The sequence below is a fragment of the Amycolatopsis solani genome, assembly GCF_033441515.1.
Classification (GTDB): Bacteria; Actinomycetota; Actinomycetes; order Mycobacteriales; family Pseudonocardiaceae; genus Amycolatopsis; species Amycolatopsis solani.
The window spans coordinates 78883-100106 of sequence record NZ_JAWQJT010000004.1; the positions used below are offsets into that span (position 1 = coordinate 78883).

At 70.6% G+C, this 21224-nt stretch carries 24 protein-coding genes; 7 read left to right on the forward strand and 17 right to left on the reverse strand.

What is annotated here, in order from left to right:
- Nucleotides 1-3 precede the first annotated feature (3 nt).
- The 6 genes from SD460_RS44480 to SD460_RS44505 are packed head-to-tail and all read right to left on the reverse strand — an operon-like array spanning nt 4 to nt 5203.
- Entirely contained in the window at nt 4-945 is a 942-nt protein-coding gene (locus SD460_RS44480) for a LysR substrate-binding domain-containing protein (protein ID WP_290051609.1), read from the reverse strand.
- Nucleotides 946-975: 30 nt separating this feature from the next.
- On the reverse strand, nt 976-1974 hold the full coding sequence (locus tag SD460_RS44485; RefSeq protein ID WP_290051611.1) for an amidohydrolase family protein: 999 nt from the start codon (nt 1972-1974) through the stop codon (nt 976-978).
- A 4-nt stretch (nt 1975-1978) separates the two neighbouring features.
- Nucleotides 1979-2506, reverse strand: a complete 528-nt coding sequence (locus tag SD460_RS44490) for a 3-hydroxyanthranilate 3,4-dioxygenase (protein ID WP_290051612.1) — start codon at nt 2504-2506, stop codon at nt 1979-1981.
- The gene (locus tag SD460_RS44495; protein ID WP_290051614.1) at nt 2503-2943 is read right to left on the reverse strand and encodes a RidA family protein; all 441 of its coding nucleotides are present in this window, start codon (nt 2941-2943) and stop codon (nt 2503-2505) included. Before SD460_RS44495 ends, SD460_RS44490 begins: the two co-directional genes overlap by 4 nt.
- On the reverse strand, nt 2940-3734 hold the full coding sequence (locus SD460_RS44500) for a 2-keto-4-pentenoate hydratase (RefSeq protein ID WP_290051616.1): 795 nt from the start codon (nt 3732-3734) through the stop codon (nt 2940-2942). Before SD460_RS44500 ends, SD460_RS44495 begins: the two co-directional genes overlap by 4 nt.
- Nucleotides 3731-5203, reverse strand: coding sequence for a 2-hydroxymuconic semialdehyde dehydrogenase (locus SD460_RS44505; protein ID WP_290051617.1), 1473 nt, complete (start codon nt 5201-5203; stop codon nt 3731-3733). Before SD460_RS44505 ends, SD460_RS44500 begins: the two co-directional genes overlap by 4 nt.
- A 406-nt stretch (nt 5204-5609) precedes the next feature.
- Here SD460_RS44505 and SD460_RS44510 point away from each other — a divergent pair, with 406 nt between their 5' ends.
- The 4 genes from SD460_RS44510 (at nt 5610) to SD460_RS44525 (ending at nt 8434) form a co-directional block, all read left to right on the forward strand.
- Complete coding sequence (locus tag SD460_RS44510) at nt 5610-6821, forward strand: MFS transporter (protein ID WP_290051619.1); 1212 nt, start codon at nt 5610-5612, stop codon at nt 6819-6821.
- The gene (locus SD460_RS44515; protein WP_290051620.1) at nt 6818-7726 is read left to right on the forward strand and encodes an MBL fold metallo-hydrolase; all 909 of its coding nucleotides are present in this window, start codon (nt 6818-6820) and stop codon (nt 7724-7726) included. The genes SD460_RS44510 and SD460_RS44515 overlap by 4 nt, the downstream gene beginning before the upstream one ends.
- A 163-nt stretch (nt 7727-7889) precedes the next feature.
- Nucleotides 7890-8003 (forward strand): GP88 family protein, encoded by a 114-nt coding sequence (locus SD460_RS44520; protein WP_290051622.1) that lies wholly within the window; start codon nt 7890-7892, stop codon nt 8001-8003.
- 77 nt (nt 8004-8080) lie between these two features.
- A complete protein-coding gene (locus tag SD460_RS44525) occupies nt 8081-8434 on the forward strand; it encodes a hypothetical protein (protein ID WP_290051623.1) in 354 nt (117 codons plus the stop codon).
- A gap of 29 nt (nt 8435-8463) precedes the next feature.
- Here SD460_RS44525 and SD460_RS44530 read toward each other — a convergent pair whose 3' ends face one another.
- From SD460_RS44530 to SD460_RS44555, 6 genes are read right to left on the reverse strand one after another with little or no spacing between them, the layout of a single operon-like run.
- A complete protein-coding gene (locus SD460_RS44530) occupies nt 8464-9783 on the reverse strand; it encodes an MFS transporter (RefSeq protein ID WP_290051624.1) in 1320 nt (439 codons plus the stop codon).
- Nucleotides 9784-9829: 46 nt separating this feature from the next.
- Entirely contained in the window at nt 9830-11431 is a 1602-nt protein-coding gene (locus SD460_RS44535) for an ATP-dependent acyl-CoA ligase (RefSeq protein WP_290051626.1), read from the reverse strand.
- The gene (locus SD460_RS44540; RefSeq protein ID WP_318307709.1) at nt 11428-11739 is read right to left on the reverse strand and encodes a zinc ribbon domain-containing protein; all 312 of its coding nucleotides are present in this window, start codon (nt 11737-11739) and stop codon (nt 11428-11430) included. The genes SD460_RS44535 and SD460_RS44540 overlap by 4 nt, the downstream gene beginning before the upstream one ends.
- Nucleotides 11736-12911, reverse strand: a complete 1176-nt coding sequence (locus SD460_RS44545) for a thiolase family protein (RefSeq protein ID WP_290051629.1) — start codon at nt 12909-12911, stop codon at nt 11736-11738. The genes SD460_RS44540 and SD460_RS44545 overlap by 4 nt, the downstream gene beginning before the upstream one ends.
- On the reverse strand, nt 12884-14527 hold the full coding sequence (locus tag SD460_RS44550) for a thiamine pyrophosphate-binding protein (protein ID WP_318307818.1): 1644 nt from the start codon (nt 14525-14527) through the stop codon (nt 12884-12886). The genes SD460_RS44545 and SD460_RS44550 overlap by 28 nt, the downstream gene beginning before the upstream one ends.
- A gap of 2 nt (nt 14528-14529) precedes the next feature.
- On the reverse strand, nt 14530-15336 hold the full coding sequence (locus SD460_RS44555; RefSeq protein ID WP_290051633.1) for a cyclase family protein: 807 nt from the start codon (nt 15334-15336) through the stop codon (nt 14530-14532).
- 110 nt (nt 15337-15446) lie between these two features.
- On the opposite strand from SD460_RS44555, the gene SD460_RS44560 reads away from it, so the two are divergent.
- On the forward strand, nt 15447-16394 hold the full coding sequence (locus SD460_RS44560) for a LysR substrate-binding domain-containing protein (RefSeq protein ID WP_290051634.1): 948 nt from the start codon (nt 15447-15449) through the stop codon (nt 16392-16394).
- A 364-nt stretch (nt 16395-16758) separates the two neighbouring features.
- The gene (locus SD460_RS44565) at nt 16759-17277 is read left to right on the forward strand and encodes a DinB family protein (protein WP_290051636.1); all 519 of its coding nucleotides are present in this window, start codon (nt 16759-16761) and stop codon (nt 17275-17277) included.
- Here SD460_RS44565 and SD460_RS44570 read toward each other — a convergent pair.
- From SD460_RS44570 to SD460_RS44580, 3 genes are read right to left on the reverse strand one after another with little or no spacing between them, the layout of a single operon-like run.
- On the reverse strand, nt 17274-17681 hold the full coding sequence (locus SD460_RS44570) for an arsenate reductase ArsC (RefSeq protein ID WP_290051638.1): 408 nt from the start codon (nt 17679-17681) through the stop codon (nt 17274-17276). The genes SD460_RS44565 and SD460_RS44570 overlap by 4 nt on opposite strands.
- The gene (gene arsB, locus SD460_RS44575; protein WP_290051640.1) at nt 17665-18732 is read right to left on the reverse strand and encodes an ACR3 family arsenite efflux transporter; all 1068 of its coding nucleotides are present in this window, start codon (nt 18730-18732) and stop codon (nt 17665-17667) included. The genes SD460_RS44570 and arsB overlap by 17 nt, the downstream gene beginning before the upstream one ends.
- Nucleotides 18729-19091 carry a metalloregulator ArsR/SmtB family transcription factor gene (locus tag SD460_RS44580; protein ID WP_290051642.1) on the reverse strand — a complete coding sequence of 121 codons (363 nt, stop codon included), beginning with the start codon at nt 19089-19091 and terminating at the stop codon, nt 18729-18731. Before SD460_RS44580 ends, arsB begins: the two co-directional genes overlap by 4 nt.
- A gap of 73 nt (nt 19092-19164) precedes the next feature.
- Here SD460_RS44580 and SD460_RS44585 point away from each other — a divergent pair, with 73 nt between their 5' ends.
- Entirely contained in the window at nt 19165-19626 is a 462-nt protein-coding gene (locus SD460_RS44585; RefSeq protein ID WP_290051643.1) for an ArsI/CadI family heavy metal resistance metalloenzyme, read from the forward strand.
- A 5-nt stretch (nt 19627-19631) separates the two neighbouring features.
- On the opposite strand, the gene SD460_RS44590 is transcribed toward SD460_RS44585, so the two are convergent.
- Complete coding sequence (locus SD460_RS44590) at nt 19632-20822, reverse strand: GNAT family N-acetyltransferase (RefSeq protein ID WP_318307710.1); 1191 nt, start codon at nt 20820-20822, stop codon at nt 19632-19634.
- Nucleotides 20819-21139 carry an ArsR/SmtB family transcription factor gene (locus SD460_RS44595; protein ID WP_290051647.1) on the reverse strand — a complete coding sequence of 107 codons (321 nt, stop codon included), beginning with the start codon at nt 21137-21139 and terminating at the stop codon, nt 20819-20821. The genes SD460_RS44590 and SD460_RS44595 overlap by 4 nt, the downstream gene beginning before the upstream one ends.
- Nucleotides 21140-21224 lie beyond the last annotated feature (85 nt).

A 21224-nucleotide genomic window follows, 5' to 3' on the forward strand; every position in this document is an offset into this window, starting at 1 on the left:
AACTCAGCCGGATCCAGCCGGCCGCGGTTGCACGGAATCCGCGACCGCGACCAGCGACTGCATCATCGCCTCCGAAGCCGGGCTCAGCCGACGTCCGGCCGCGAGGGTGATCCCGACGCGGGCGCCGACGAGGTCGAGCGAGATCGGCAGCGCAGCGAGCCGAGGATCGCTCGCGCCGATGAGTTCCGGGAGCGCGGCCACCATGTCGGTCTCCACGAGGAGCTGGCGAATCGTGAGGAACGCGGTCGTCTCGACGCGGTTCGGGGGCAGGGGGACGTCGTTGCGGTGGAAGAACTCCTCGAGTTCCGTGCGCAGCGCCGTCTCCACCCCCGGCAGGATCCACGGGTAGGCGATCAGCTCGTCGAGCGGGATCTCGGTGCGGGCCGCGAGCGGGTGGCCGCTGCGGGCGGTCACGCGGATGGTCTCCGCGTGCAGCGTCTGCTGGACCGTTCCCTCCGGCGGGACCGTCGCCAGGCGGCCGACGATGAAGTCGATCTTGCCCGCGACGAGGTCTTCGAGCAGCGCCCCGGGCGTCGCTTCGCGCACGACGATCCGCAGGGCCGGGCGGTCCTGCTTGAGGTGGGCGATGGCCCGCGGCAGCAGGAGGTTGGAGCCCGCGAGGTGGGTGCCGATGACCACGTGGCCGCGGGTGGCGTCGGCGATCTCCTGGAGGTGCCGGCTCGCCTGGTTCATCTGGGCCAGCGCCGAGCGCGCGTACTCGGTGAACGCGTCACCGAACTCGGTGGGCTGGATCCCCCGCGGGCCGCGTTCGTAGAGGGTGACGCCGAGGATGCGTTCGAGGTCCTGGAGGCTGCGGGTGACCACGGGCTGGGTGACGTGGAGCGCCGCCGCGGCGCCGACCACGCTCCCCTGACCGGAGAGCGCCTCGACCAGGAGGAGGTGGCGGAACTTCAGCCGCCCGTCCAGCATCCGCGGTATTTCCATACGAGGACGGTAGACCGCCTTGCTTCCCTACTACGGACATACCTGCTGGTCGCGCCCCACCCAGCGCAGCGCGTTGCCGCCGGCGATCGCCTCGCGCTCCGCGGCGCTGAGGAAGTCCGCCTTCCGGAGCACCTGGCCGACGGGCCGTTCGCCCAGCGGGTAGGGGTAGTCGCTGCCCAGCATCACGTGGTCCGCGCCGAGCGTGTCGACCAGCGTGCGCAGCGCCACCGGGTCGAAGACGACGCTGTCCACGCTGAACCGGCCGACGTAGGCCGAGGGCGGCCGCTGCGAGGTGGCGATGAGGTCCGGGCGGCGGTGCCAGGCGTTCTCCAGGCGCCCCAGCCAGAACGCGAACGACCCGCCGCCGTGCGCGAAGCAGATCCGCAACGACTCCGGCACCCGGTCGAACACCCCGCCGAGGATCATGGCGAGCACCGACAGGTGGGTCTCCGCCGGCATCCCGGTCAGCCACCGCGCCATCCAGCGGTCCAGCCGCGGCGAGGTGGGCATGTCCCAGGGGTGCACGAAGACCGGCGCGCCGCGCGAGGCCGCGTGCTGGAGGAAGGTGACGACGCCTTCGGAGTCGAGGTCCTGGTCGCCGACGTGGTTGCCGATCTCCACGCCGACGTGCCCGGCGTCCAGGCAGCGGTCGAGTTCGCGGCAGGCCGCGTCGGGGTCCTGCAACGGCACCTGGGCGAACGGGATGAAGCGCTCCCGGTCGGGGGCGCAGATCTCCAGGGCGAGATCGTTGAAGATCCGGCAGACCTTGACCGCCTCGGCCCCGCTCAGGTCGTACCCGAAGAACAGCGGTGTCGGCGAGACGACCTGAGCCTGCACCCCGTCGGCCGTCATGTCGGCCAGCCGGGCTGAGGCGTCCCAGCAGGACGAATCGATGGCCCGGAACTCCGTCTCTCCCACCATGATCATCGCCTGGCGCTCGGACTCCACCCGCAGCCAGGGCTGCCCGGGGCCGAGGTCCGGCCAGCCGGCCGGGACGTAATGGGTGTGCACGTCGATGAAGTCGGACACCGGATCAGCCCTTACCGGGGTGCAGCGCGCCGCAGTTCCCGCACGTGCGCTGCTCGACGGACGCGTGGAAGGCCTCGAACACCGGCGGCAGGTCGGCGACGATGTCCCGCACCTGCAGCTCCACCGAATGCACCTTCGTGCCGCACTCCCGGCAGAACCAGCCGAACTGCTCCGTCGTCCCCTCGGGGCGGACGCGCTCCACCACGATGCCGATGGATCCTTCCTCCGGCCGCTGCGGCGAGTGCCAGGTGTTGCCGGGCAGCAGCCACATGTCGCCTTCGCCGATGTCCACGCGCTGCGGACCGTCGTCGGTGATCACGTTGATGTGCATGGAGCCCTTGACCTGGTAGAAGTACTCCTCGAACGGCTCGAAGTGGAAGTCGAGCCGCTGGTTGGGGCCGCCGACGACCTGCACGATGAAGTCGCCGCTGGTGTCCCACATCGCCTTGTTGTTGACCGGCGGCTTCAGCAGGTGCTCGTGCTCGGCGAGCCACTTCGGGAAGTTGAAGACCGGCGGCAGGGACGACGTCATGAGTTCTCCTTGGCGGTGCGGCCGGGCCGGCGCACGGCGACGGCCTGGATCTCGATGAGCAGGTGCGGGTGGGGCAGCTGGTGGACCGCGACGGTGGTCCTCGTCGGGCCGGAGGCGTCGAAGTACTGGTCCCAGACGCGGTTGTAGCCGCCGAAGTCGTTCATGCTGACGAGGTAGGAGGTGACCTGGACCAGGTCGTCGAGCGTGCAGTCCACGGCGGCGAGGACGTCGCGGATGTTCTCGAGCACGGCCCGGGTCTGCGCCTCGATGTCGAGGTCGGTCACCCCTATCGCGTCGGCACTGGCCCCGGCGAAGGTGTTGTCGGGGCGGCGGCTGCTGGTCCCGGAGACGAACACCAGGTCACCGACGACCTTGACGTGCGGGAACCGGCCGCGGGGCGTGGCCTTCCCTTCGACCACAAGGGACTCGTCGCTCATCGCTCCTCCGTGGTGGTGACGTGGACGGAGCCGAGACCCGCGACGGTCGCGTGGACCGTGACCCCGCCCGGGAGGGCGACCGCGGCGGTCGCGGCCCCGGCCAGCAGCACGGAACCGGCGGGCAGGACGACTCCGTGGGCGGCGGCCATGCGGGCGATCGCCGGCAGGGCGAGCACCGGGTCGCCGAGGATGTCGCTGGTGCTCCCGGTCGCAACGACCGCGCCGTCGATCTCCAGGGTCACCGGCCGCTCGTCGAACCGGACGCCGGCGGCGGTGAGATCGGCCGGCTGCCAGGCTCCGGTCACGAACCCGGCCGCCGAGGTGTTGTCGGCGACGACGTCGGTGAGGGAGAACCGGAAGTCCGCGTAGCGGCTGTCGATGATCTCCAGGCCGGGGGCGACCGCGTCGACGGCGGCGCGCAGGTCGGCCTCGGGGTCGGCCGAGGCACGCGCGTCGAACCGCGTGCCGAGCCGGAAGGCGACCTCCGGCTCGACGCGCGGATGGATGTAGTCCGCCAGGGCGACGCAGCCGCCGTCGGCGTACTCGCCGCGCGCGTGCAGCCGGCCGAAGATGACGTCGGAGACGCCCATCTGCCGTGCCTTGGCCTTGCTGGTGAACCCCAGCTTCACCCCGGCGAGGCGGTCACCACGGGCCGCCCGCAGCTCGGCGCCGAGGGCCTGCACGCGGTAAGCGTCGTCCAGGGTGAGGGTGGCGGTCCGGCTCAGCTGCGCGATGGCCCGCTTGGCGGTGACGGCCTCGTCGAGGGCCGAGGCGTATCGGGAAAGAGTCATAGCGCCACGCACACATTCGTCGTCTCGGTGTAGAAGTGCAGCGAGTGCTTCCCGCCCTCGCGGCCGATGCCGGAGCGGCCCGTCCCCCCGAAGGGGGCGCGCAGGTCGCGCAGGTACCAGGTGTTGACCCAGGAGAGGCCGACGTCCATCGCCTGCGCCACCCGGTGGGCCCGGGTCAGATCGCTGGTCCACACCGAGGCTGCCAGCCCGTATTCGGTGTCGTTCGCGAGGCCGATCGCCTCCTCTTCGGTGTCGAAGGGGATCAGCGCGGCGACCGGACCGAAGACTTCCTCGCGCACGGTGCGACAGGAGTTGTCCAAGCCGGTCCACACCGTCGGTTCGATCCAGGCGCCGCCCGCCAGGTCCTCGCCGAGATCGGGGATGCCGCCCCCGGCGAGGACCTTCGCGCCTTCCTGGACGGCGAGGTCGAGGTACGACAGCACCTTGGCCCGATGGCCCCGGGAGATCAGCGGGCCGGTCGTCGTGCCGGGGTCGTGCGGGCGGCCGAGGCGCAGTCCCCGGGCCCGCTCGGCGATCCCGGCTGCGAGCTCGTCGAAGAGACCGCGCTGGACGTAGACCCGCTCGGTGCACAGGCAGACCTGGCCGGTGTTGAGGAACAGCGACCGGGTCAGCCCGTCGAGGGTCCGCTCCAGCGGGGAGTCGTCGAAGACGACGGCCGCGTTCTTTCCGCCCAGTTCGAAGGAGACGGGCACCACGCGCGGCGCGACCTCCTTCATGATCGTCGCCCCCGTCGAGGACTCACCGGTGAAGGTGACCCCGTCGATCCCCGGGTGCTGGGTGAGGAACTCCCCCGCCGAGCCCGGGCCGAAGCCGTGAACGACGTTGTACACGCCGTTCGGCGCGCCCGCCTCCGCGATGACCTCCGCCAGCAGGGTCGCCGTCGACGGGGTCTCCTCGGACGGCTTGACCACCACGGCGTTGCCACAGGCCAGCGCCGGGGCGACCTTCCAGGTGAGCAACAGCAGCGGAAGGTTCCAGGGCACGATGACGGCCACGACGCCGAGCGGACGGCGCACCGCGTAGTTGAGGGCACTGGGGCCCCCGCCCGTGTCGGTCAGGTACGAATCGAGGCCGGCGGAAGAGATCGTGTCGGCGAAGGACCGGAAGTTCGCCGCCGCACGGGCCACGTCCAGTTCGCGGGCCAGCGCCACCGGTTTGCCGGTGTCACGGATCTCGGCGGTCACGAACTCCTCGAACCGCGCCTCGATCCCGTCGGCGATCCGCCTCAGCAGGGCGGCTCGGTCCCGGTCGGTGCTGCGGCCCCAGCGGCCGTCGAAGGCCCGGCGCGCGGCCCGGACGGCGGCGTCCACCGTCTCCCGCCCGGCCTCGTGCACCACGGCGACGCGGGCCCCGTCGACCGGGCTGATCTTGTCGAACGTGTCCGCGCCGTCGACGAAGCTTCCGTCGACGAAGTTCCGGAGCTGAACGGGGGGCGGATCGGCACTCATGAGGGCACCGTACGGTCGGCTTTCCATGCCCGTCCAATGCCGATCCGGGCTCGGGTTATAGCTGAATGGGCATAGCCTCCGGTATGACCGGACGGCGATGGGTGCCGACGAAGTAGGCATTACCCGAGGTGCCGCGGGCCTGGTGATGATCACTGCACGACCGGAGCCGCCAGGGCGCCCGGCGATGACGAGGAGGACCCATGGCCGCAGGTCATGCCGTCCGTCCGGCGGACAGCAGTGAGTTCTTCACCTGTCAGCGCCCGGAGGACTACCACCCTGACTGGCCGGGCTTCTGTCGGCAAGCCGGGCCGACCGCCGGTGCCCTGACCGGCACCGCCACCGCCTTCGCCGACCCGACGTCGGAGCTGTTCGGAGCCGCACACCAGGTCGTTTTCGGAGGCACCCGATGACCGGCAACGGGATGCGCTTCGGCGTGGTGGGCCTCGCCTTCCTCGCGGTGCTGCTCGACGGGTTCGACTCCGCGTCGCTCTCCTTCGTGCTGCCGTCCCTGGCGCGGCAGTGGGGCGTCACCTCGGCCGCGTTCACCCCGGCGGTGGTGCTGACCAACATCGGCGTGGTGCTCGGCTACCTCGCCTCGGGCCGGCTCGCGGTGCGGCTGGGCCTGCGGCGGATGCTGATCGCCGGCACCGTGCTGTTCGCCGCGGGCTCGCTGGCCACCGCCCTGGTGCTTCCCCTGCAGTCACTGACCGCTTTGAGCACGGTCCGGCTGATCACCGGGCTCGGACTCGGCGTGGTGCTGCCCGGCGCCGTCTCCCTCGCCACCGCGCACCACCCGGACGGGCGACGGCAGACGGTCTCCGTCACGGTCACCCTCGGGCTCGCCTTCGGCGGAACGGTCGCCGGTGTCTTCGGCGGCAGCCTGCTGGCGTCGGTCGGGGCCACCGGGGTGTTCTGGATCGGCGGTGGACTGCCGCTGCTGCTGGCCGTGGTGATGGGCCGGTGGCTGCCGGCCGCACCGGCGTCCGTGGCCGCGTCCGCGGCGCGCGTCGGCGCGCTGTTCGCTCCCGGACTGCGCGCCGCCACCCTACTGCTGTGGACCTTCGCCTTCCTGGTCTTCATCGCCAGCTACACGCTCCAGTCCTGGGTGCCCACCTTGCTGACCGGGTACGGCTTCTCCCCGTCGCAGGCCCCGATCGGCCTCGCCTTCCTGAGCTTCGGCGGAGTCATCGGTGGCGTCGTACTCCTCTTGCTGGCTGCCCGCAAGGGAATCACGTTCGCCCTGATGGTGATGCCGGCGATCGGGGCGGTGTCGATGGTCGTCGCGGCCACGGTCGGAACGGACCACACCGCGCTGCTGCTCGCCCTCGCCGGTTCCGGTGCGGGCGTCACGGCCAGCCAGATCGGTCAGCTGACCCTCGCGGTGGCGATGTACTCCCCGGCTACCAGGACCGCCGGAGTGGGCTGGGCCGCGGCGCTGGGCCGGGTCGGCTCGATCGTGGGCCCGGCCACGGCGGGTGTTCTGCTCGCGCTCTCGCTGCCTGGCGAAGACATCGTGTTGCTGACCGCGATTCCGGTGGTCGTGGCGGCCGTGAGCGCGGCGGTGTTGTGGCGCCTGCCCCGCGCGGCCGTCGAGGCCAAGGAGGTGGCGCGGCGATGAGTGGCTGGTTCGATCTCGGTGACGTCGCGGTGGTGCCGATCGTGGAGACCCCGCGGCTGCTCATCGATCCGGCGGAGTTCTTCCCCGGGCACGTCCTCTCCGGCTGGGCCGCCGAGGAGCCGTGGTCCGAACCAGGGCGGCTGGTCTTCACCATGCAGGCGTTCCTGGTCGTCACGCCGCACGAACGGATCCTCGTCGACGCCTGCGTCGGCGACGGGAAACACCGCGCCAGGCCGGAGTTCGACCGCCTGGACAGCGGCTGGTGGCACCGGTTCGCGGCGACCGGGCTGTCCGCCGCCGATGTGTCCACAGTGGTCTTCAGCCACCTGCACGTGGACCACATCGGCTGGGCGACGCGGTGGTCGGCCGGGCACTGGCGCCCGGCCTTCCCGAAGGCCCGGCACGTGCTGACCGCCCCGGAGTACGACTACTGGCGCTCCGCGGCGGGCGCCGCGGCGATGACCCGGACCGGCGACTACCTGGCCGACAGCATCGAACCGGTCGCCGAGGCGGGACTGCTGGACCTGACGCCCCCGGACGCCGACCTCAGCCCCCACGTGCGGCTGTACCCGGCCCCGGGCCACACCCCGGGCAACACGGCCGTCCTGGTCACCGGCTCCCGGGCCCGCCTCCTGCTCACCGGCGACGTCCTGCACCACCCGCTCCAGCTGATGGACCCGGACGCCAGCACTCGGTACTGCGTCGACCCGGCGCTCTCGGCACGCACCCGCCGGCGAACGCTGGACTGGCTGGCCGACACCGGAACCGCGATGATCCCCGCGCACTTCGCCGCCCCTTCCGCCGGCCGGGTCGACCGCGAGGGCTCCGGATTCACCTTCGCCCCCGCGGTCGATCTCCACCGCCCGGGCCGGTACGTGGTGGCCGGCGGGCCCGCGGCCGGGTAACCCGCCTCCGCGGAACCGCCTTGAGTGCCTGGCCACCTCGATGGCCTGACTTCACGGGCGATCCGCTCGTCGGCCACCCGCCACCATGTATATCGCCGAGGTGGTCGTCCCGCCGCCGCGCGCTGACGGACGGACTGAATGCTGGCAGTTCCTAGACACGTGGGTGCGGATCCACGACAGCAGCGGCTTCTACTGCCGCCCCCTACTCTCCGCGTGGCTGGAGATCATGCGCACCCGGTTCTACGCCTACACCGAGGAAGTCGTGGCATTCCGGTAGCTGGTCGAGCCGAACCCGCCGCGGAACTTCCACTGGGTCTACTCCGACGGCGACACCCAGGACTCCGCATCGAACCGATGTGTTTCCTGACGATGACTCCATCGCCGCCGCCGGTTGGCATTCGCAAGAGCAGTTCGATCTGCCGGCGCGTGCTCGGGCCGGCACCCGTTCGGCTCCCGGCGAACGACATCGCGCACTTCAATGCCCGCCAGGCGGTGGTATCTCCTGCGCGTGTGCCGCGGTCCGTCCTGTTCGACGAGCCGCACGAGACCTCGCAAGTCAACCGGATCGCGGTCAACCACGTTGCCGCTGAAGTGCATGTCGCCCGTGTCGAGGATGAGCTCACCCCGCTCGGGCCGGCACCGCCAGACCGAGGGAGCCCCGGCCTTTCCCTCCATCAGGCAGACCGCTCGTCGGCCACCAACAGGTGACCGACGAGCACCGGCGCACCGGGTGAGCGCTATTCGCGTACTCCGGCCGACGGCAGCTTCAGGTCCGGCGTAGAAACGGCGTCCCGCCGCACCGTCTCGCGGGCGAAGTAAACCGAGACAAGCGTGATACAGCCCAGGAAAACGAGGTACAGCGAGATGGGCCAGGAGGCGCCGGTGGCCGCCAAAAGCGCCGTCGCGATGAGCGGCGAAAGGCCGCCGGCGAAGACCGACGCGAACTCGTGGCCCAGGGCGATGGCGCTGTAGCGGGACGTCTTGCCGAACAGCTCGGTGAAGAAGCTCGGCTGGGTGCCGATCATGGCTCCGTGGCCGATGCCGATGGCGGTGATGAAGGCCAGCCAGACGAGCGCGGGGGTTCCGGTGTCCAGCAGCCAGAAGAACGGGAACGCCAAGACGATGAGGGTCGCCGCTCCGGCCATGTAGACCGGGCGGCGGCCGATGCGGTCGGACAACGCACCGAAGCCGACCATCGAGGCGGCTTCCACGATGTTCGCGACGATGATCCCGGTCAGCAGCAGGCCGTTGCCGACCCCGATGTGCTTGCCGTAGGCGAGGGAGAAGACCAGGAAGATGTACGAGGAGCCGTTCTCCGCCAGGCGGGCGCCCATCGTGATCAGGATGGCACGCGGGTGGGTGCGTAGGGCGTGCAGGATCGGCAGCCGTTGCTTGTCGCCCTTGTGCTGGACGCTCCGGAACTCCGGTGTCTCCTCGATCTTCAGGCGGATGACGAGGCCGACCAGTGCGGGAACGGCTCCGAGGAGGAAGGGCAGCCGCCAGCCCCAGGACAGGAACGCCTCGTCGGGCAGCGTCTGGACCGCGGCGAAGACCGCGGCGGAGGTGATGAAGCCGAGGTTGATGCCGACCTGGCTCCAGGCCGAATAGAAGCCGCGGCGTCCCGCGGGGGCGTGCTCGGTGATCATGAGGACGCTTCCGCCCCACTCGCCGCCGACCGCGATGCCCTGGAGCAGGCGCAGCAGGATGAGCAGGATCGGCGCCCACGCACCGATCTGCGCGTAGGTGGGCAGGAGTCCGATGAGGAAGGTGGTGAAGCCCATGACCATCAACGTGATCACGAGCATGGGTTTGCGGCCCAGCCGGTCGCCGAAGTGACCGAAGATGATCCCGCCGAGGGGGCGGGCCGCGAAGCCGACGGCGAAGGTGCCGAAGGAGGCCAGGGTGCCGGCGAGGGGGCTGGCATGGGGGAAGAAGAGGGTGCCGAGCACCAGGGCGGAAGCGGTGCCGTAGAGGAAGAAGTCGTACCACTCGAGTGCGGTTCCGGTCAGGCTGGCGATGGCGACCTTGCGGATGGACTGCGGTGCGGTGGGGCTCATCTCGTCACCTCTGGATGAAGACGGTGGTCAGGTTCGGTGGCGGATATCAAGGGCCGGGAACGGGGCCCGCGGTGTGCTGGTTTCGCCGCAGGACGACGCCGGCCGCCTCGCGGTCCCAGTCGGCGCGGTCGGCTCCCCACTCCCGCAGCAAGGTCTTGCGCACCTTGCCGTTCTCGGTCAGCGGCAGTTCCGGGCACAGCGCCACGAAACGGGGAATCGCGTAGTAAGCCAGCCGGGGCTCGCAAAAGGACACCAGCTCGGCGAAGTCGATCTGCTGCCCCTCGGCCGGGACCACGGCGGCCATCACCTCGTCCTCGCCGAGTTCGGAGTCCACCGCGTACACCGCGACGTCACGGACGCCGGGGTGCTGCGCGAGGACGCTCTCGACCTCGACGGAGGAGATGTTCTCGCCGCGACGGCGGATCACGTCCTTGATGCGGTCGACGAACCTGATCCAGCCGTCCGCTTCGATCACCATCCGGTCGCCGGTGTGGAACCACAGGTCCTGCCACGCGGCGACGGTGGCCTCGGGCATGCGGTGGTAACCGGAGGCGAAGGCGAAGGGTTGTTCGCTGCGCAGCAGCAGTTCCCCCGGTGTGCCGGGGGGAACGTCGAGTCCGTGCTCGTCGACGATCCGGGCGGAGAACCCCTCCTGGAGGCGTCCGACGAAACCCGGCCGTTGTTCGGTCCGGCTCGCGGAGATCACGGCGTTGGTCTCGGTCGAGCCGTAGCCGTCGATGAGGACGACACCGAACCGCTCCTCGAACTCCCGGAGCAGCCCGGCGGGGGTGGCCGGCGCCAGTGCCGCGGTCACCCGGTGCGCCCGGTCGCGCTCTCCGGGCGCCCGGCCCGCCAGGATGCTGATCATGGCACCCAGCAGGTAGGTGAAGGTCGCCCCACTGGCCGCCACGTCCGACCAGAAGCCGGAGGCGGAGAAGCGCGGGCCGATGACGTACTCGGCCCCGCTGACCAGCGCCTGGCTGAAGGCATTGAGCGCGTTCGTGTGGAACAGCGGCAGGCAGGTGTGCAGCACGTCGGCCGAGGTGATGCCGAGCTGCGCGGTGACGTTGCGGCCCCACCAGTAAAACTGGGCGTGCGGGCAGACGACTCCCTTGGAGACCCCGGTGGTGCCCGAGGTGTAGAGGATCACCGCGGGATCGCCCGGGCCGACCGCCGCCGGCTCCACGGCGCGGTCGCCGTCCGGGATCAGGTCGACGGGAACCGGTAGCACCGAGGCGACCTCGCTCTTGTCCAGCAGCCAGATCTGGCGCAGCTCGGCGGTGCCCGGCAGCGCCTCCACCTGGGCGAGGAAAGGGTTTTCCAGCACCAGCAGTTCCGCTTGCGAGTTGCTCAGGATGTGGTGGAGCTGCTCGCCCCGCGCGGCGGTGTTGATCGGCACCGCGACGGCCCCGATCCACGCGCAGCCCAGAATGAGATCCAGCAGCTCGACCCGGTTGGACGCCATCAGCGCCACCCGGTCTCCCCGCTCCACCCCGTGGTCGCGCAGCAGGCCGCCCGCGACGGCGACGCGCTCCAGCATCTGCGCGGCGGTCCGCTGCGTGTCCCCGCAGCGCAGCAGCACGCTGTCCGGGGTGGACTCCGCGCGCCAGCGCAGCAGTCCGGAGACGCTCGCACGGCTGAGGTTCATGACATCTCCTCTCGGGGCAGGCTGATCGGCGGTACGAAGGCGACGGGACGGCCGGACGCGCCGGGGTCGTCGGTGAGCTCCACGACGTCCCCGGGCTCGACCGCGCCGTGCAGCCTGGCCACGAGCAGCGGTTCGGGGTCACAGGCCACCGACGCGATGACGACGTCGCCGAGGTGGGTCAGCTGCTCGACCACCCCGCGCTCGACGCTGACCGGCACCAGGTCGGCGCCCCCGCAGCGGGGGCACATCAGGCGGGCGGGGAACCATCGGCCACCGCACGTCCGGCAGTTCTGCACGAGCACGCTCATCCGGCTGCCTCCAGGAGCCCGGCGGTGGCACACGCGCCGTAGCGGTAGAGCACCATCCCGTATCCGCTGAACAGACCGAGCCGGGCAGCGACCTGCCGCTCCCCCGCCTGGCCGCGCAGCTGTCGCACGACCTCCACGAGTCCGTGCATGCCTCCCGCGGAACCCGGCTGGCCCGCCGAGAGCTGCCCGCCGGAGGTGTTGACCGCGAGCTCGCGGGTGGCGAGCCGCTCGGCGACGAAAGCCGGCAGCTCACCCCCGGCGACCAGGCCGAGATCCTTGAGCTGGGCCAGCGCCATGGCCGGGTAGTCGTCGTACACGCTGACCACGTCGACGTCGGCGGGCCCACGGCCGGCGGCCGCCCACAGCTCGGGCGCGCAGTCGGCCAAGCCGGTGACCAGTCCGTCGCCGGTCTGGTCATCGGTGTTGTAGCGGGCCGAGACGCCCAGCACCCTGGCTCGTCGCATGCCCGCGGCCCGTTCGTCGGCCGCGACCACCACGGCGTCGGCACCCGTGACCGGCGGGACGCAGTCGTACCGGCCGAGGGGTTCGGCGACCATGGGCGCGTTCAGGTAGTCGTCGAGCGTCAGTGGCTGGCGGTAGACGGCCCCGGGGTTGAGCGATGCCCATTCCCGTTGAGCCACCGCGAGCCGCCCGTAGTCGGTACGGGTGAGCCCCTCGGCGGCCATCTGACGCTGGGTCAGCAGGGCGAAGAGGGCGTTCGGGCCGAGCATGTCGAGCGGCACCAGCTGCTCGGCGGTCGCCCGGTTGTATTCGGCCACCATCTTGAGGTGCACCTGCTGGTCCATCAGGTCGCCGGCCACGAGCACCACGACCGAGGCGTCGCCGGACTCCACGGCCCGCACGGCGTGCTGCAGCATCGTGCCCGCGCTCGCCCCGCCGTTGGTGTCCTGCATCAGCCAGCGCAGCCGCAGACCGAGCCGCCAGGCCAGGTCGACGGCGTGGTCCGGACCGAGGGTGAAGCTGCAGGCCCCGAAGCCGTCGACCTCGGAGGCCTGGATGTTCGCATCGGCGAGAGCGCGGCGGACGGCGTCGGCGAGCACCCCGTCCGTGGTCGTACCGGACGCCGGATGCCGGGTGTAGGGCGACTCCCCGGCGCCGATGACGGAGACGCCGTCGGGACGCCTCAGTGCCCGAAGGCTTCCTGCAGCCACCAGGACCCCCCATCCGAGGTGATCTTGGCGTCCAGCACCAAGGGACGGACGGGACCGGCCGACAGCCACTCCTTCACCGCGTGGACGTCCTCGGGCCGCCGGACGGTCAGCGCCTCGCACCCGTGTCCCCGGGCGAGCGCCGCGATGTCCACGTCGGGGAAGGTCACCGAGTCGACGCCGCTCGCGTCGGACCCGAAGTGGTGCACCTCGGCGCCGTACATGGCGTCGTTGTAGACGACGATCACCATGGGCAGACCCAGCCGGACGGCGGTCTCGAGCTCCGAGAGGCCCATCAGGAAGCCGCCGTCACCGCAGCCGGCCACGGGCAGCCGGTCGGGCCGCGCCAGCGCGGCCCCGATCGCGGTCGCCAGGCCCAGGCCGACGGACTGGAACGCCTGGGTGAAGCAGAACCCGTACTCGTCGGGCACGTCGAGGTACATGCTCGGGTAGCCGAGGAAGTTGCCCGAGTCCACGGAAACGATCCGCTCGGCGGGCAGGATGTCGTTGAGCGCGGCGGTCAGGCCGCGCGGGTCGACCCGCCCGTCCCCCGACGCGTCTTCGAAGCCGATCTGGTTCCAGCGCAGGCCGGACCGGATCCGCTCGGCCACCTCCGGTGTGCGGTAACCCGTGCGCCCGCCGGGCGAGTTCGCCCGCAGCCACGCGGCCGTCGCCCGTGCCGTTCCCGCGACCCCGCCCCACAGACCGAGGTCCACGTCCCGGTGTACGCCGATGGCCTCCGGGTCGAGGTCGATCTGGACCACGGTCGCGTCCGGCGCGATGAGCCTGCCGTGCCGCATGGTCCACATGTTCAGTGCGCAACCGAAGCCCACCAGCAGGTCGGCGCCGGAGATGAGTTCGGCCGTCAGTGGCGAGGAGAAGCCACCGGAGACGTCGATGTTCCAGTCGTCGCCGTTGAACATCCCGCGCGAGACGGCGGAGGTGGCGAGGAGCGCGCCCGCTTCAGCGGCCAGTTCGCGGACGGCGTCCCGGGAGCCCGGGGACCGGCCGCCGCGTCCGACGACGAAGACCGGCCGTTCGGCGCGTTCCAGCAGCTGCGCGAACGTGGCGATCTCGCTGTCGTCGGGCCGCGGTTCGACGACCCGGCGGTGCTCCCGGGCCGAACCCTCCGCTTCCAGGAGCGCGTCCTGCACGTCGAGCGGGACGTTGAGGACGACCGTGCGCCGCTGGTTGCGGCAGATCGCGAAGGCCTGGGCCACATCGTCGAGGGCGGTCCGGGGAGACCGGACGCGCAGGGCGACCGCCCCGATCCCGACGGCGATCGCCGCCTGGTCGAGCGCGAAGTTCGACTTGGGGTCGGTGGCTTCGGCGGTCAGCACCAGCAGCGGCGTCCGGCTCTTCGCGGCCTCGGTGATGCCGGTGAGGGCGTTCGTGTAACCGCAGCCCTGGTGCAGGGAGAGCACGGCGACCTCGTCGGACATCCGGGCGTACGCGTCCGCCATGGTGGCCGCGCCGCCTTCGTGACGAGCGGCGACGAAGCGGGCGCCGCCGCGCACCATCGCGTCGGTGAAGTGGAAGTTGCCGCTGCCGACCACCCCGAAGACCGCACGGACTCCGAGGTCGGTGAGCTGCCGGCCGATGGCCTCGTGGACGAGCATGGTCACTGGACGTCTCCGTTCTCTACGAGGGCCAGGATTCGCGCCGGACTGCCGGACCCACCGGCGATGCGGAGCGGGGCGACGATCAGGACGGCGCCGGTGACGGGCAGCCGGTCGAGGTTCTGCAGCTGGGTGACGCCGTACTTGCCCGCGCCCAGCAGGTGGTGGTGCACCGGGAACTGCGGGGTGAAGGTGAACGCCTGCCCGGCGTCGGTCCCGACCGTCTCCACCCCGAGCCCGACAATCGGTGCCTCGTCCGCCAGCCAGCGCGCGCATCCGGCCGTGATGCCGGGCGTGTGCGGCCCGCTCTCGTCGGCGTTGAGGAACAGCTGCTGGTCGTGCGAGCGCGCGGCCCAGCCGGTCCGGTAGAGCAGCCAGCCGCCCTCCGGCAGCGGGCCGTGGTGGTGCTGCCACTCCTCGAGGTGCTCGACCGTCAGCAGGAAGTCCGGGTCGGCGGCGCACTCGGCGGACTTGTCGATCACGACGGCGGGAGCGGCCAGGTGCCGGACCGGTACGTGCGCGACGTCCCCCTGCTCGGCGCCGGTGATCCAGTGGCACGGCGCGTCGAAGTGGGTGCCCACGTGCTCACCGGTGTGGATGGCGTTCTGGTAGGACGTGCGCCCCCGCTCGTCGTACCGGGCCAGCTCCTCCAGCTCGAAGCGGGGGATCGGCACCATGTCCGGTGGGAGGTCGAGCACCGGCGTCGACGGCGACAAGAGGGCGGTCAGGTCGACCACCTCGACGCCGCCGGACGCCAGCGCGGACGTCAGGCCGCCCAGCGGGCTCTCTGCGGTGGGTGTCCAAGACATGGCCACATCATTTGGCAGAGATCCGGCCTTGACTAATGCTTCTCCGGTCGGCGCTATGCATGATTGGGTATACCGGGGCCCAACGCTATGTTACAGAGAGATGTCGAGACATGAACGTGGACCACATCCTGGACGGCAGGCTGAAGCTGCGTCACCTCGTTCTCGTGACCGTCGTGGCCGACGAGGGCACCCTGGTCGGCGCCGCCAAGGCAATGCACGTCACCCAGCCGGCCGTGACCCGGAGCCTGCAGGAGATCGAGGCGATCATCGGCGTCGAACTCTTCGCCAGGGGCCCCCGCGGCGTCCGCCCGACCCAGTACGGCGACATCCTCATCGAGCACGCCCGCGCGGTGGTGGGCACTCTGCAAGCCGCGGCCGGACGCATCGACGGGCTCCAGCGTCTCGGCATGGAGCCGGTACGGGTCGGAACCATCCTCGCCGGCGCGTACTCCCTGCTGCCGCAGACCCTGATCCGGCTCAAAAAGGCCCACCCGCACCTCACCGTCTCGGTCGTCGAGGCGATGCCCGAGGAACTCGGCCTGCAACTCTCCCGAGGTGAGGTGGACGTACTGGTCGGCCGGCTCCAGCCGTCGACCTCGCGCGCCACTCTGCGTCACGTACGGCTCTACGAGGAACCGGTCCGCCTCGTCGTCCGGCACGAGCACCCCTGCCTCGACACACCCACCAGCGGCATCGAGGACCTCATGGACCTGCCGTGGATCCTGCCGGGCCGCAACAGCCAGCTGCGTCAGGAGATCGACGAACTCTTCGACCGCCGGGGCCTGCCCCTCCCCGCGAACATCATCGAGTGCTCGACGATCCTCACGCTGCGGGCGGTCCTGGTGGAAACCGACGCCGTCGCCCCACTCCCGATGCTGATCGGCGCACGGGACCCGCAGCTCGCCGTGCTGCCCTTGGGGCTCGACACGGTGCCGCGCGAAATCGGCATCACCACGATCGCCGACCGGCCGCCGTCCGCGAGCACCCGGCTCCTGATCAAGGAGATCGTCGCGGTGGCCCGGGGCACCGACCCCGTGCTGCTGGAGGCACAGCGGTGAGGGGAGCGTGCTCGTCTGCCCGTCCTGGATCGAGCTGCGTGGGCTCAGCGACTTGGCAGTGCGGGAGCATCAGCCTGGCACATCATCAGCTCACGGGAGCCGTCGGACGAGTAGGCTTTTTGTTTGCTGACCGCGATGTCCACGAGTTGCGAGACGGTGTCGAACCCATTGTCCCGGACTGACATGCGAACCCATATCGACCCGTCAGCGGAATACTGCCGCCTGGGCATCCGGACCGAACGACGAGCCGACGTGCACCGAGCCATCCTCACCCCGGCCTGCTCCGTGATCTGCCTCCGCAAACTCATTCTTGACCGACCACGCGGGGATGGCGTTCCCGAAACCTTTGGCGGACACTTCGACGGTGGACAAAGCAGCCGTTCACGCGGAGATGGAGCGAGCGCGCAAAAGCTTCCACGAGCTGCTCGACGCGGCGAGCGAAAGCGACCTTCGGCGTGCCAGCGCCGGCACGCGGTGGAACAACCGTCAGCTGCTGTTCCACATGCTCCTCGGCTACCTGATCATCCGCGCGTTGCTCAGGCTGGTGCGGGTGTTCGGCCGTTTGCCCGACGGAGCCAGCCGCAGGTATGCCCGGCTGCTCAACGCGGGCACCGTGCCGTTCGACGCCGTCAACTTCGCCGGTTCCTGGCTCGGCGGCACGGTGATGCCGCGTTCCTGGATGCTGGCGCTGTTCGACCGGACGATCGCGGCACTGCACCGCCGGCTGGACGGCGAGAGCGACGTCGAACTCGCCCGCGGGATGCACTACCCGACCCGGTGGGACCCGTTCTTCCAGGACTACATGACCTTGGCCGACGTGTACCGGTTCCCCACCCGGCACTTCGACTTCCACCGCGGCCAGCTGACCGTGCCCCTCGACTAGGACCCAGCCAAGAGCCCGGTGAGCAGTTCCCGCACTCTGCGATCGATCTCGTCCCGGATCGGCCGGACGGCCTCGACGCCCTTGCCCGCGGGGTCGTCCAGCTGCCAGTCCAGGTACCGCTTGCCGGGGAAGATCGGGCAGGCGTCGCCGCAGCCCATCGTGATCACGACGTCGGCGGCCTCAACCGCGTCCGTCGTCAGCTTCTTCGGCACCTCGCGGGAGAGGTCGAGCCCGATCTCGGCCATCGCCTCGCGCACGGCTGGGTTGATGCTGTCGGCGGGCGCGGAGCCGGCCGAGCGGACGTCGACCGCGCCGCCGGCGTGGTGGGCGAGCAGCGCGGCGGCCATCTGCGAGCGACCGGCGTTGTGCACGCAGACGAAGAGAACTTCAGGCTTGGGCGTCACGAGTGCTCCTGGTGAAGCGGCGCCGTAGCGCGAGGGAGACGTACACGAGGGCGACGAGCACGGGAACTTCGATCAGCGGGCCGACGACCCCGGCGAGCGCCTGCCCGCTCGTCGCGCCGAAGGTCGCGATGGCCACGGCGATGGCGAGTTCGAAGTTGTTGCCCGCGGCGGTGAAGGCGAGCGTGGTGGTCCGTTCGTAGTTCAGCCCGACGGCCTTGCCGAGCGCGTAGGAGCCGGCCCACATCAGTCCGAAGTAGACCAGCAGTGGCACCGCGATCCGCGCGACGTCGAGGGGGCGGCTGGTGATCTGGTCACCCTGCAAGGCGAAGAGGATGACGATGGTGAACAGCAGCCCGTACAGCGCGACCGGCCCGACCTTCGGCAGGAACTTGTTCTCGTACCAGTCACGGCCCTGGGCGCGTTCGCCGATGCGGCGGGTCAGGTAGCCGGCGACCAGCGGGATACCGAGGAAGATCAGCACGCTCTTGGCGATCTGCCACCCGGACACGGCGAGGTCGGCCTGCGGAAGACCGAGCCAACCCGGCAGGACCGAGAGGTAGAACCAGCCGAGCAGCCCGAACGCGAGCACCTGGAACACCGAATTCAGCGCGACGAGCACGGCGGCGGCTTCACGGTCACCGCAGGCGAGGTCGTTCCAGATGATCACCATCGCGATGCAGCGGGCGAGGCCGACGATGATCAGCCCGGTCCGGTACTCGGGCAGGTCGGGCAGCAGCAGCCAGGCGAGGGCGAACATCAGCGCCGGGCCGACGAGCCAGTTCAGCACCAACGACGGCCACAGCAGCCGACGGTCGCGGGTGACGGTGCCGAGCCGGTCGTAGCGGACCTTGGCCAGGACCGGGTACATCATCACCAGCAGTCCGAGGGCGATCGGCAGCGAAATCCCGTCGATCTGCACCGCGGACAGCGCGGTGTTCAAACCGGGTATCCCTCGCCCGGCCAACAGCCCGGCGACCATCGCGGCCGCGATCCAGACCGGCAGGAACTTGTCCAGAGTGGACAGTCGCGGCGGCGCTTCGACCGTCGTCACGCGGTGACCGCTTCGCCCGTGGTCGTGAGCACCGCCGAAAGCCGCGCCAGCACCTCGGGGTGCACGCGGTAGTAGATCCAGGTGCCACGCCGGTCGCCGGTGATCAGCCCGGACTCGCGAAGCACCTTCAGGTGGTGGGAGATGGTCGGGCCGGTCAGGTCGAAGGCGTCCGTCAGGTCGCACACGCACGCCTCGCCGCCGGCGTGGGAGGCGATCAGCGAGAGCAGCCGCAGCCGGACCGGGTCGGCCATCGCCCTGAACAGGTGCGACAGCTCGACCGCCTGATCCTGCGTCAGCGGCTCCCGAGCCAGGGGCGCGCAGCAGGCGTCCATCGCGACGAGCGGCAGTTGCTTCGACATCTCTCTATATTGACAGATTCACATATAGACGGCAATCTGCTTAGACCAACGTCTATTCAAGGAGGTGGCGGGGATGTCACGGGTACAGCTGGCCCTGCGGGTCGGGGACTTGGCGGGATCGATCGACTTCTACTCGAAGCTGTTCGGGACGGAGCCGGCGAAGCTCCGGCCGGGCTACGCGAACTTCGCGATCGAGGAGCCCGCGTTGAAGCTGGTGCTGCTGGAGGGCGAGCCGGGCCAGGAGACGGTGATGGACCATCTCGGCGTCGAGGTCGAGTCGACCGACCAGGTCAACGCGGCAACGCAGCGGCTGACCGGCGAAGGACTCGAGACGCTCACCGAGGACGACACCACGTGCTGCTACGCGGTGCAGGACAAGGTGTGGGTGCACGGGCCGGGCAAGGAGCCGTGGGAGGTCTACACGGTGAAGGGCGACTCGACGACGTTCGGCACCGACAGCGCCGCGCAGGCCACCCCGGCGACGTGCTGCACGCCGGACGCCGAGACCGCCAAGCCGGAGGGCTGCTGCAACTGAGCCTTCTAGGCGCCGGCTCGCGAGCTGCGGCGCTCGATCATGACGACGTCGCGCCAGAGACCATGGTGCTGCCCGACGCGCTCGCGGATTCCGATCTCCCGGAACCCGGCGCGTCGGTGCAGTTCCCGGCTCGCGGTGTTCTCGGGGAACACGCCGCTCTGGATCGTCCAGATCCCCGCGTCCTCGGTCGAGGCGATCAGCGCGGCGAGCAACGCCTGCCCGACGCCACGGCCTTGCGCCGCCGGATCGACGTAGACGCTGTGCTCGACGACCCCGGCGTACACGCACCGCGAGGACACCGCGGAGACCGCGGCCCAGCCGATGACCCGCCCGGCCGAGTCGACGGCGGCCAGTCGATGTTCCGGCAGGTGCGCCGCGTCCCAGGCCTCCCAGGCGGGAGCGGTGGTCTCGAAGCTGGCCTGGCCGGTGTCCAGCCCGGCCTGGTAGATCGCGAGCACCTGGCCGGCGTGCTCGGCCGTCATGGCCACGACTTGCTTGGTGGCCCGGATGATCGCGGAGTACAGCTTGTCGCCGGTCTGGTGCGTGAGCTGAACTTCGACACCGCTGAGTCCGGCGTCCCGCAGCAGCTTCCGGTAGCTCTCGGCGGTGAGCGCGCCGCCGAGACACTCGACCGATCCGGCCCTCGCCGCCCGTTCGGCGTCGGTGAGGATGTCGGTGATGCCAAGGCGGCCGCCGGGTCGTAGAACGCGAGCGATCTCGCCGAACACCGCGGGCTTGTCCGACGACAGGGCGATGACGCAGTTGGAGATGACGACGTCGACCGAGGCGTCCGGCAGCGGGATCTGCTCGATGGTGCCCTTGACGAACTCGGCGTTGGTCACGCCGGCCCGCTCGGCGTGCCGGCGGGCGAGGGTGAGCATGTCGTCGGTCATGTCCAGCCCGATGGCCCGCCCACCCGGCCCGACGCGGCGCGCGGACAGCAGAACGTCCAGCCCACCACCGGACCCGAGGTCGAGAACGGTCTCACCGGCCTTCACCTCGGCGACGGCCACCGGGTTGCCGCAGCCAAGGCTGGTCGCGGTCACCTCGACCGGAACCTCCGCGCCGGCGTAGTGGACGGCGCCGAGCCGCTCGGCGTCCCCTTCGCCGGCCAGCAGTCCGGTCCCCTCCCCCGCCAGAGCCCGCCGAGCGGCGGTGGCGTAGCGGTCGCGGACGGCGTCACGATCGGGATTCATCGCGCCTCCTCGGCGAACGACCGGATCCCGCGCCCCATGACGACGTCCGCCGCGCTCGGGAAGCAGGACACGCATTCTTCGTTCACGCGGTAGAGCCGAGCGGTCCCCCGCGGTTCGACCAGCACGAACCCGGTGTCGGCCAGGACTTTGAGATGGGCGGAGACGGTCGACTGCCCCACACTGACCCGCTCGACGATCTCCCCCACCGCCATCGGGTCGCCGGCCTCGGCGAGCAGGTTGAGGATCTGCACCCGCGTGGGGTCCGCGAGCGTCCGGAACCACTCGGCGTAGGTCTTGGCGGTCTCTCGATCCAGCACTTCAGCCCCTTCTATCGCTCATCGACGATAGACGATGGAGCCGCTCGACGGAAGTTACGAGGGACGTTCTTCAACCCTTGCCGGC

Bases quoted from the DNA above. Each gene is read 5' to 3' on its own strand.
- SD460_RS44480 (WP_290051609.1), bottom strand. From the start codon at position 945: ATGGAAATACCGCGGATGCTGGACGGGCGGCTGAAGTTCCGCCACCTC.
- SD460_RS44580 (WP_290051642.1), bottom strand. From the start codon at position 19,091: ATGTCGAAGCAACTGCCGCTCGTCGCGATGGACGCCTGCTGCGCGCCC.
- SD460_RS44535 (WP_290051626.1), bottom strand. From the start codon at position 11,431: ATGAACCTCAGCCGTGCGAGCGTCTCCGGACTGCTGCGCTGGCGCGCG.
- SD460_RS44500 (WP_290051616.1), bottom strand. From the start codon at position 3,734: ATGACTCTTTCCCGATACGCCTCGGCCCTCGACGAGGCCGTCACCGCC.
- SD460_RS44540 (WP_318307709.1), bottom strand. From the start codon at position 11,739: ATGAGCGTGCTCGTGCAGAACTGCCGGACGTGCGGTGGCCGATGGTTC.
- SD460_RS44560 (WP_290051634.1), top strand. From the start codon at position 15,447: ATGAACGTGGACCACATCCTGGACGGCAGGCTGAAGCTGCGTCACCTC.
- SD460_RS44525 (WP_290051623.1), top strand. From the start codon at position 8,081: ATGTGTTTCCTGACGATGACTCCATCGCCGCCGCCGGTTGGCATTCGC.
- SD460_RS44515 (WP_290051620.1), top strand. From the start codon at position 6,818: ATGAGTGGCTGGTTCGATCTCGGTGACGTCGCGGTGGTGCCGATCGTG.
- SD460_RS44495 (WP_290051614.1), bottom strand. From the start codon at position 2,943: ATGAGCGACGAGTCCCTTGTGGTCGAAGGGAAGGCCACGCCCCGCGGC.
- SD460_RS44555 (WP_290051633.1), bottom strand. From the start codon at position 15,336: ATGTCTTGGACACCCACCGCAGAGAGCCCGCTGGGCGGCCTGACGTCC.
- SD460_RS44505 (WP_290051617.1), bottom strand. From the start codon at position 5,203: ATGAGTGCCGATCCGCCCCCCGTTCAGCTCCGGAACTTCGTCGACGGA.
- SD460_RS44550 (WP_318307818.1), bottom strand. From the start codon at position 14,527: ATGCTCGTCCACGAGGCCATCGGCCGGCAGCTCACCGACCTCGGAGTC.
- SD460_RS44490 (WP_290051612.1), bottom strand. From the start codon at position 2,506: ATGACGTCGTCCCTGCCGCCGGTCTTCAACTTCCCGAAGTGGCTCGCC.
- SD460_RS44585 (WP_290051643.1), top strand. From the start codon at position 19,165: ATGTCACGGGTACAGCTGGCCCTGCGGGTCGGGGACTTGGCGGGATCG.
- SD460_RS44530 (WP_290051624.1), bottom strand. From the start codon at position 9,783: ATGAGCCCCACCGCACCGCAGTCCATCCGCAAGGTCGCCATCGCCAGC.
- SD460_RS44590 (WP_318307710.1), bottom strand. From the start codon at position 20,822: ATGAATCCCGATCGTGACGCCGTCCGCGACCGCTACGCCACCGCCGCT.
- SD460_RS44510 (WP_290051619.1), top strand. From the start codon at position 5,610: ATGACCGGCAACGGGATGCGCTTCGGCGTGGTGGGCCTCGCCTTCCTC.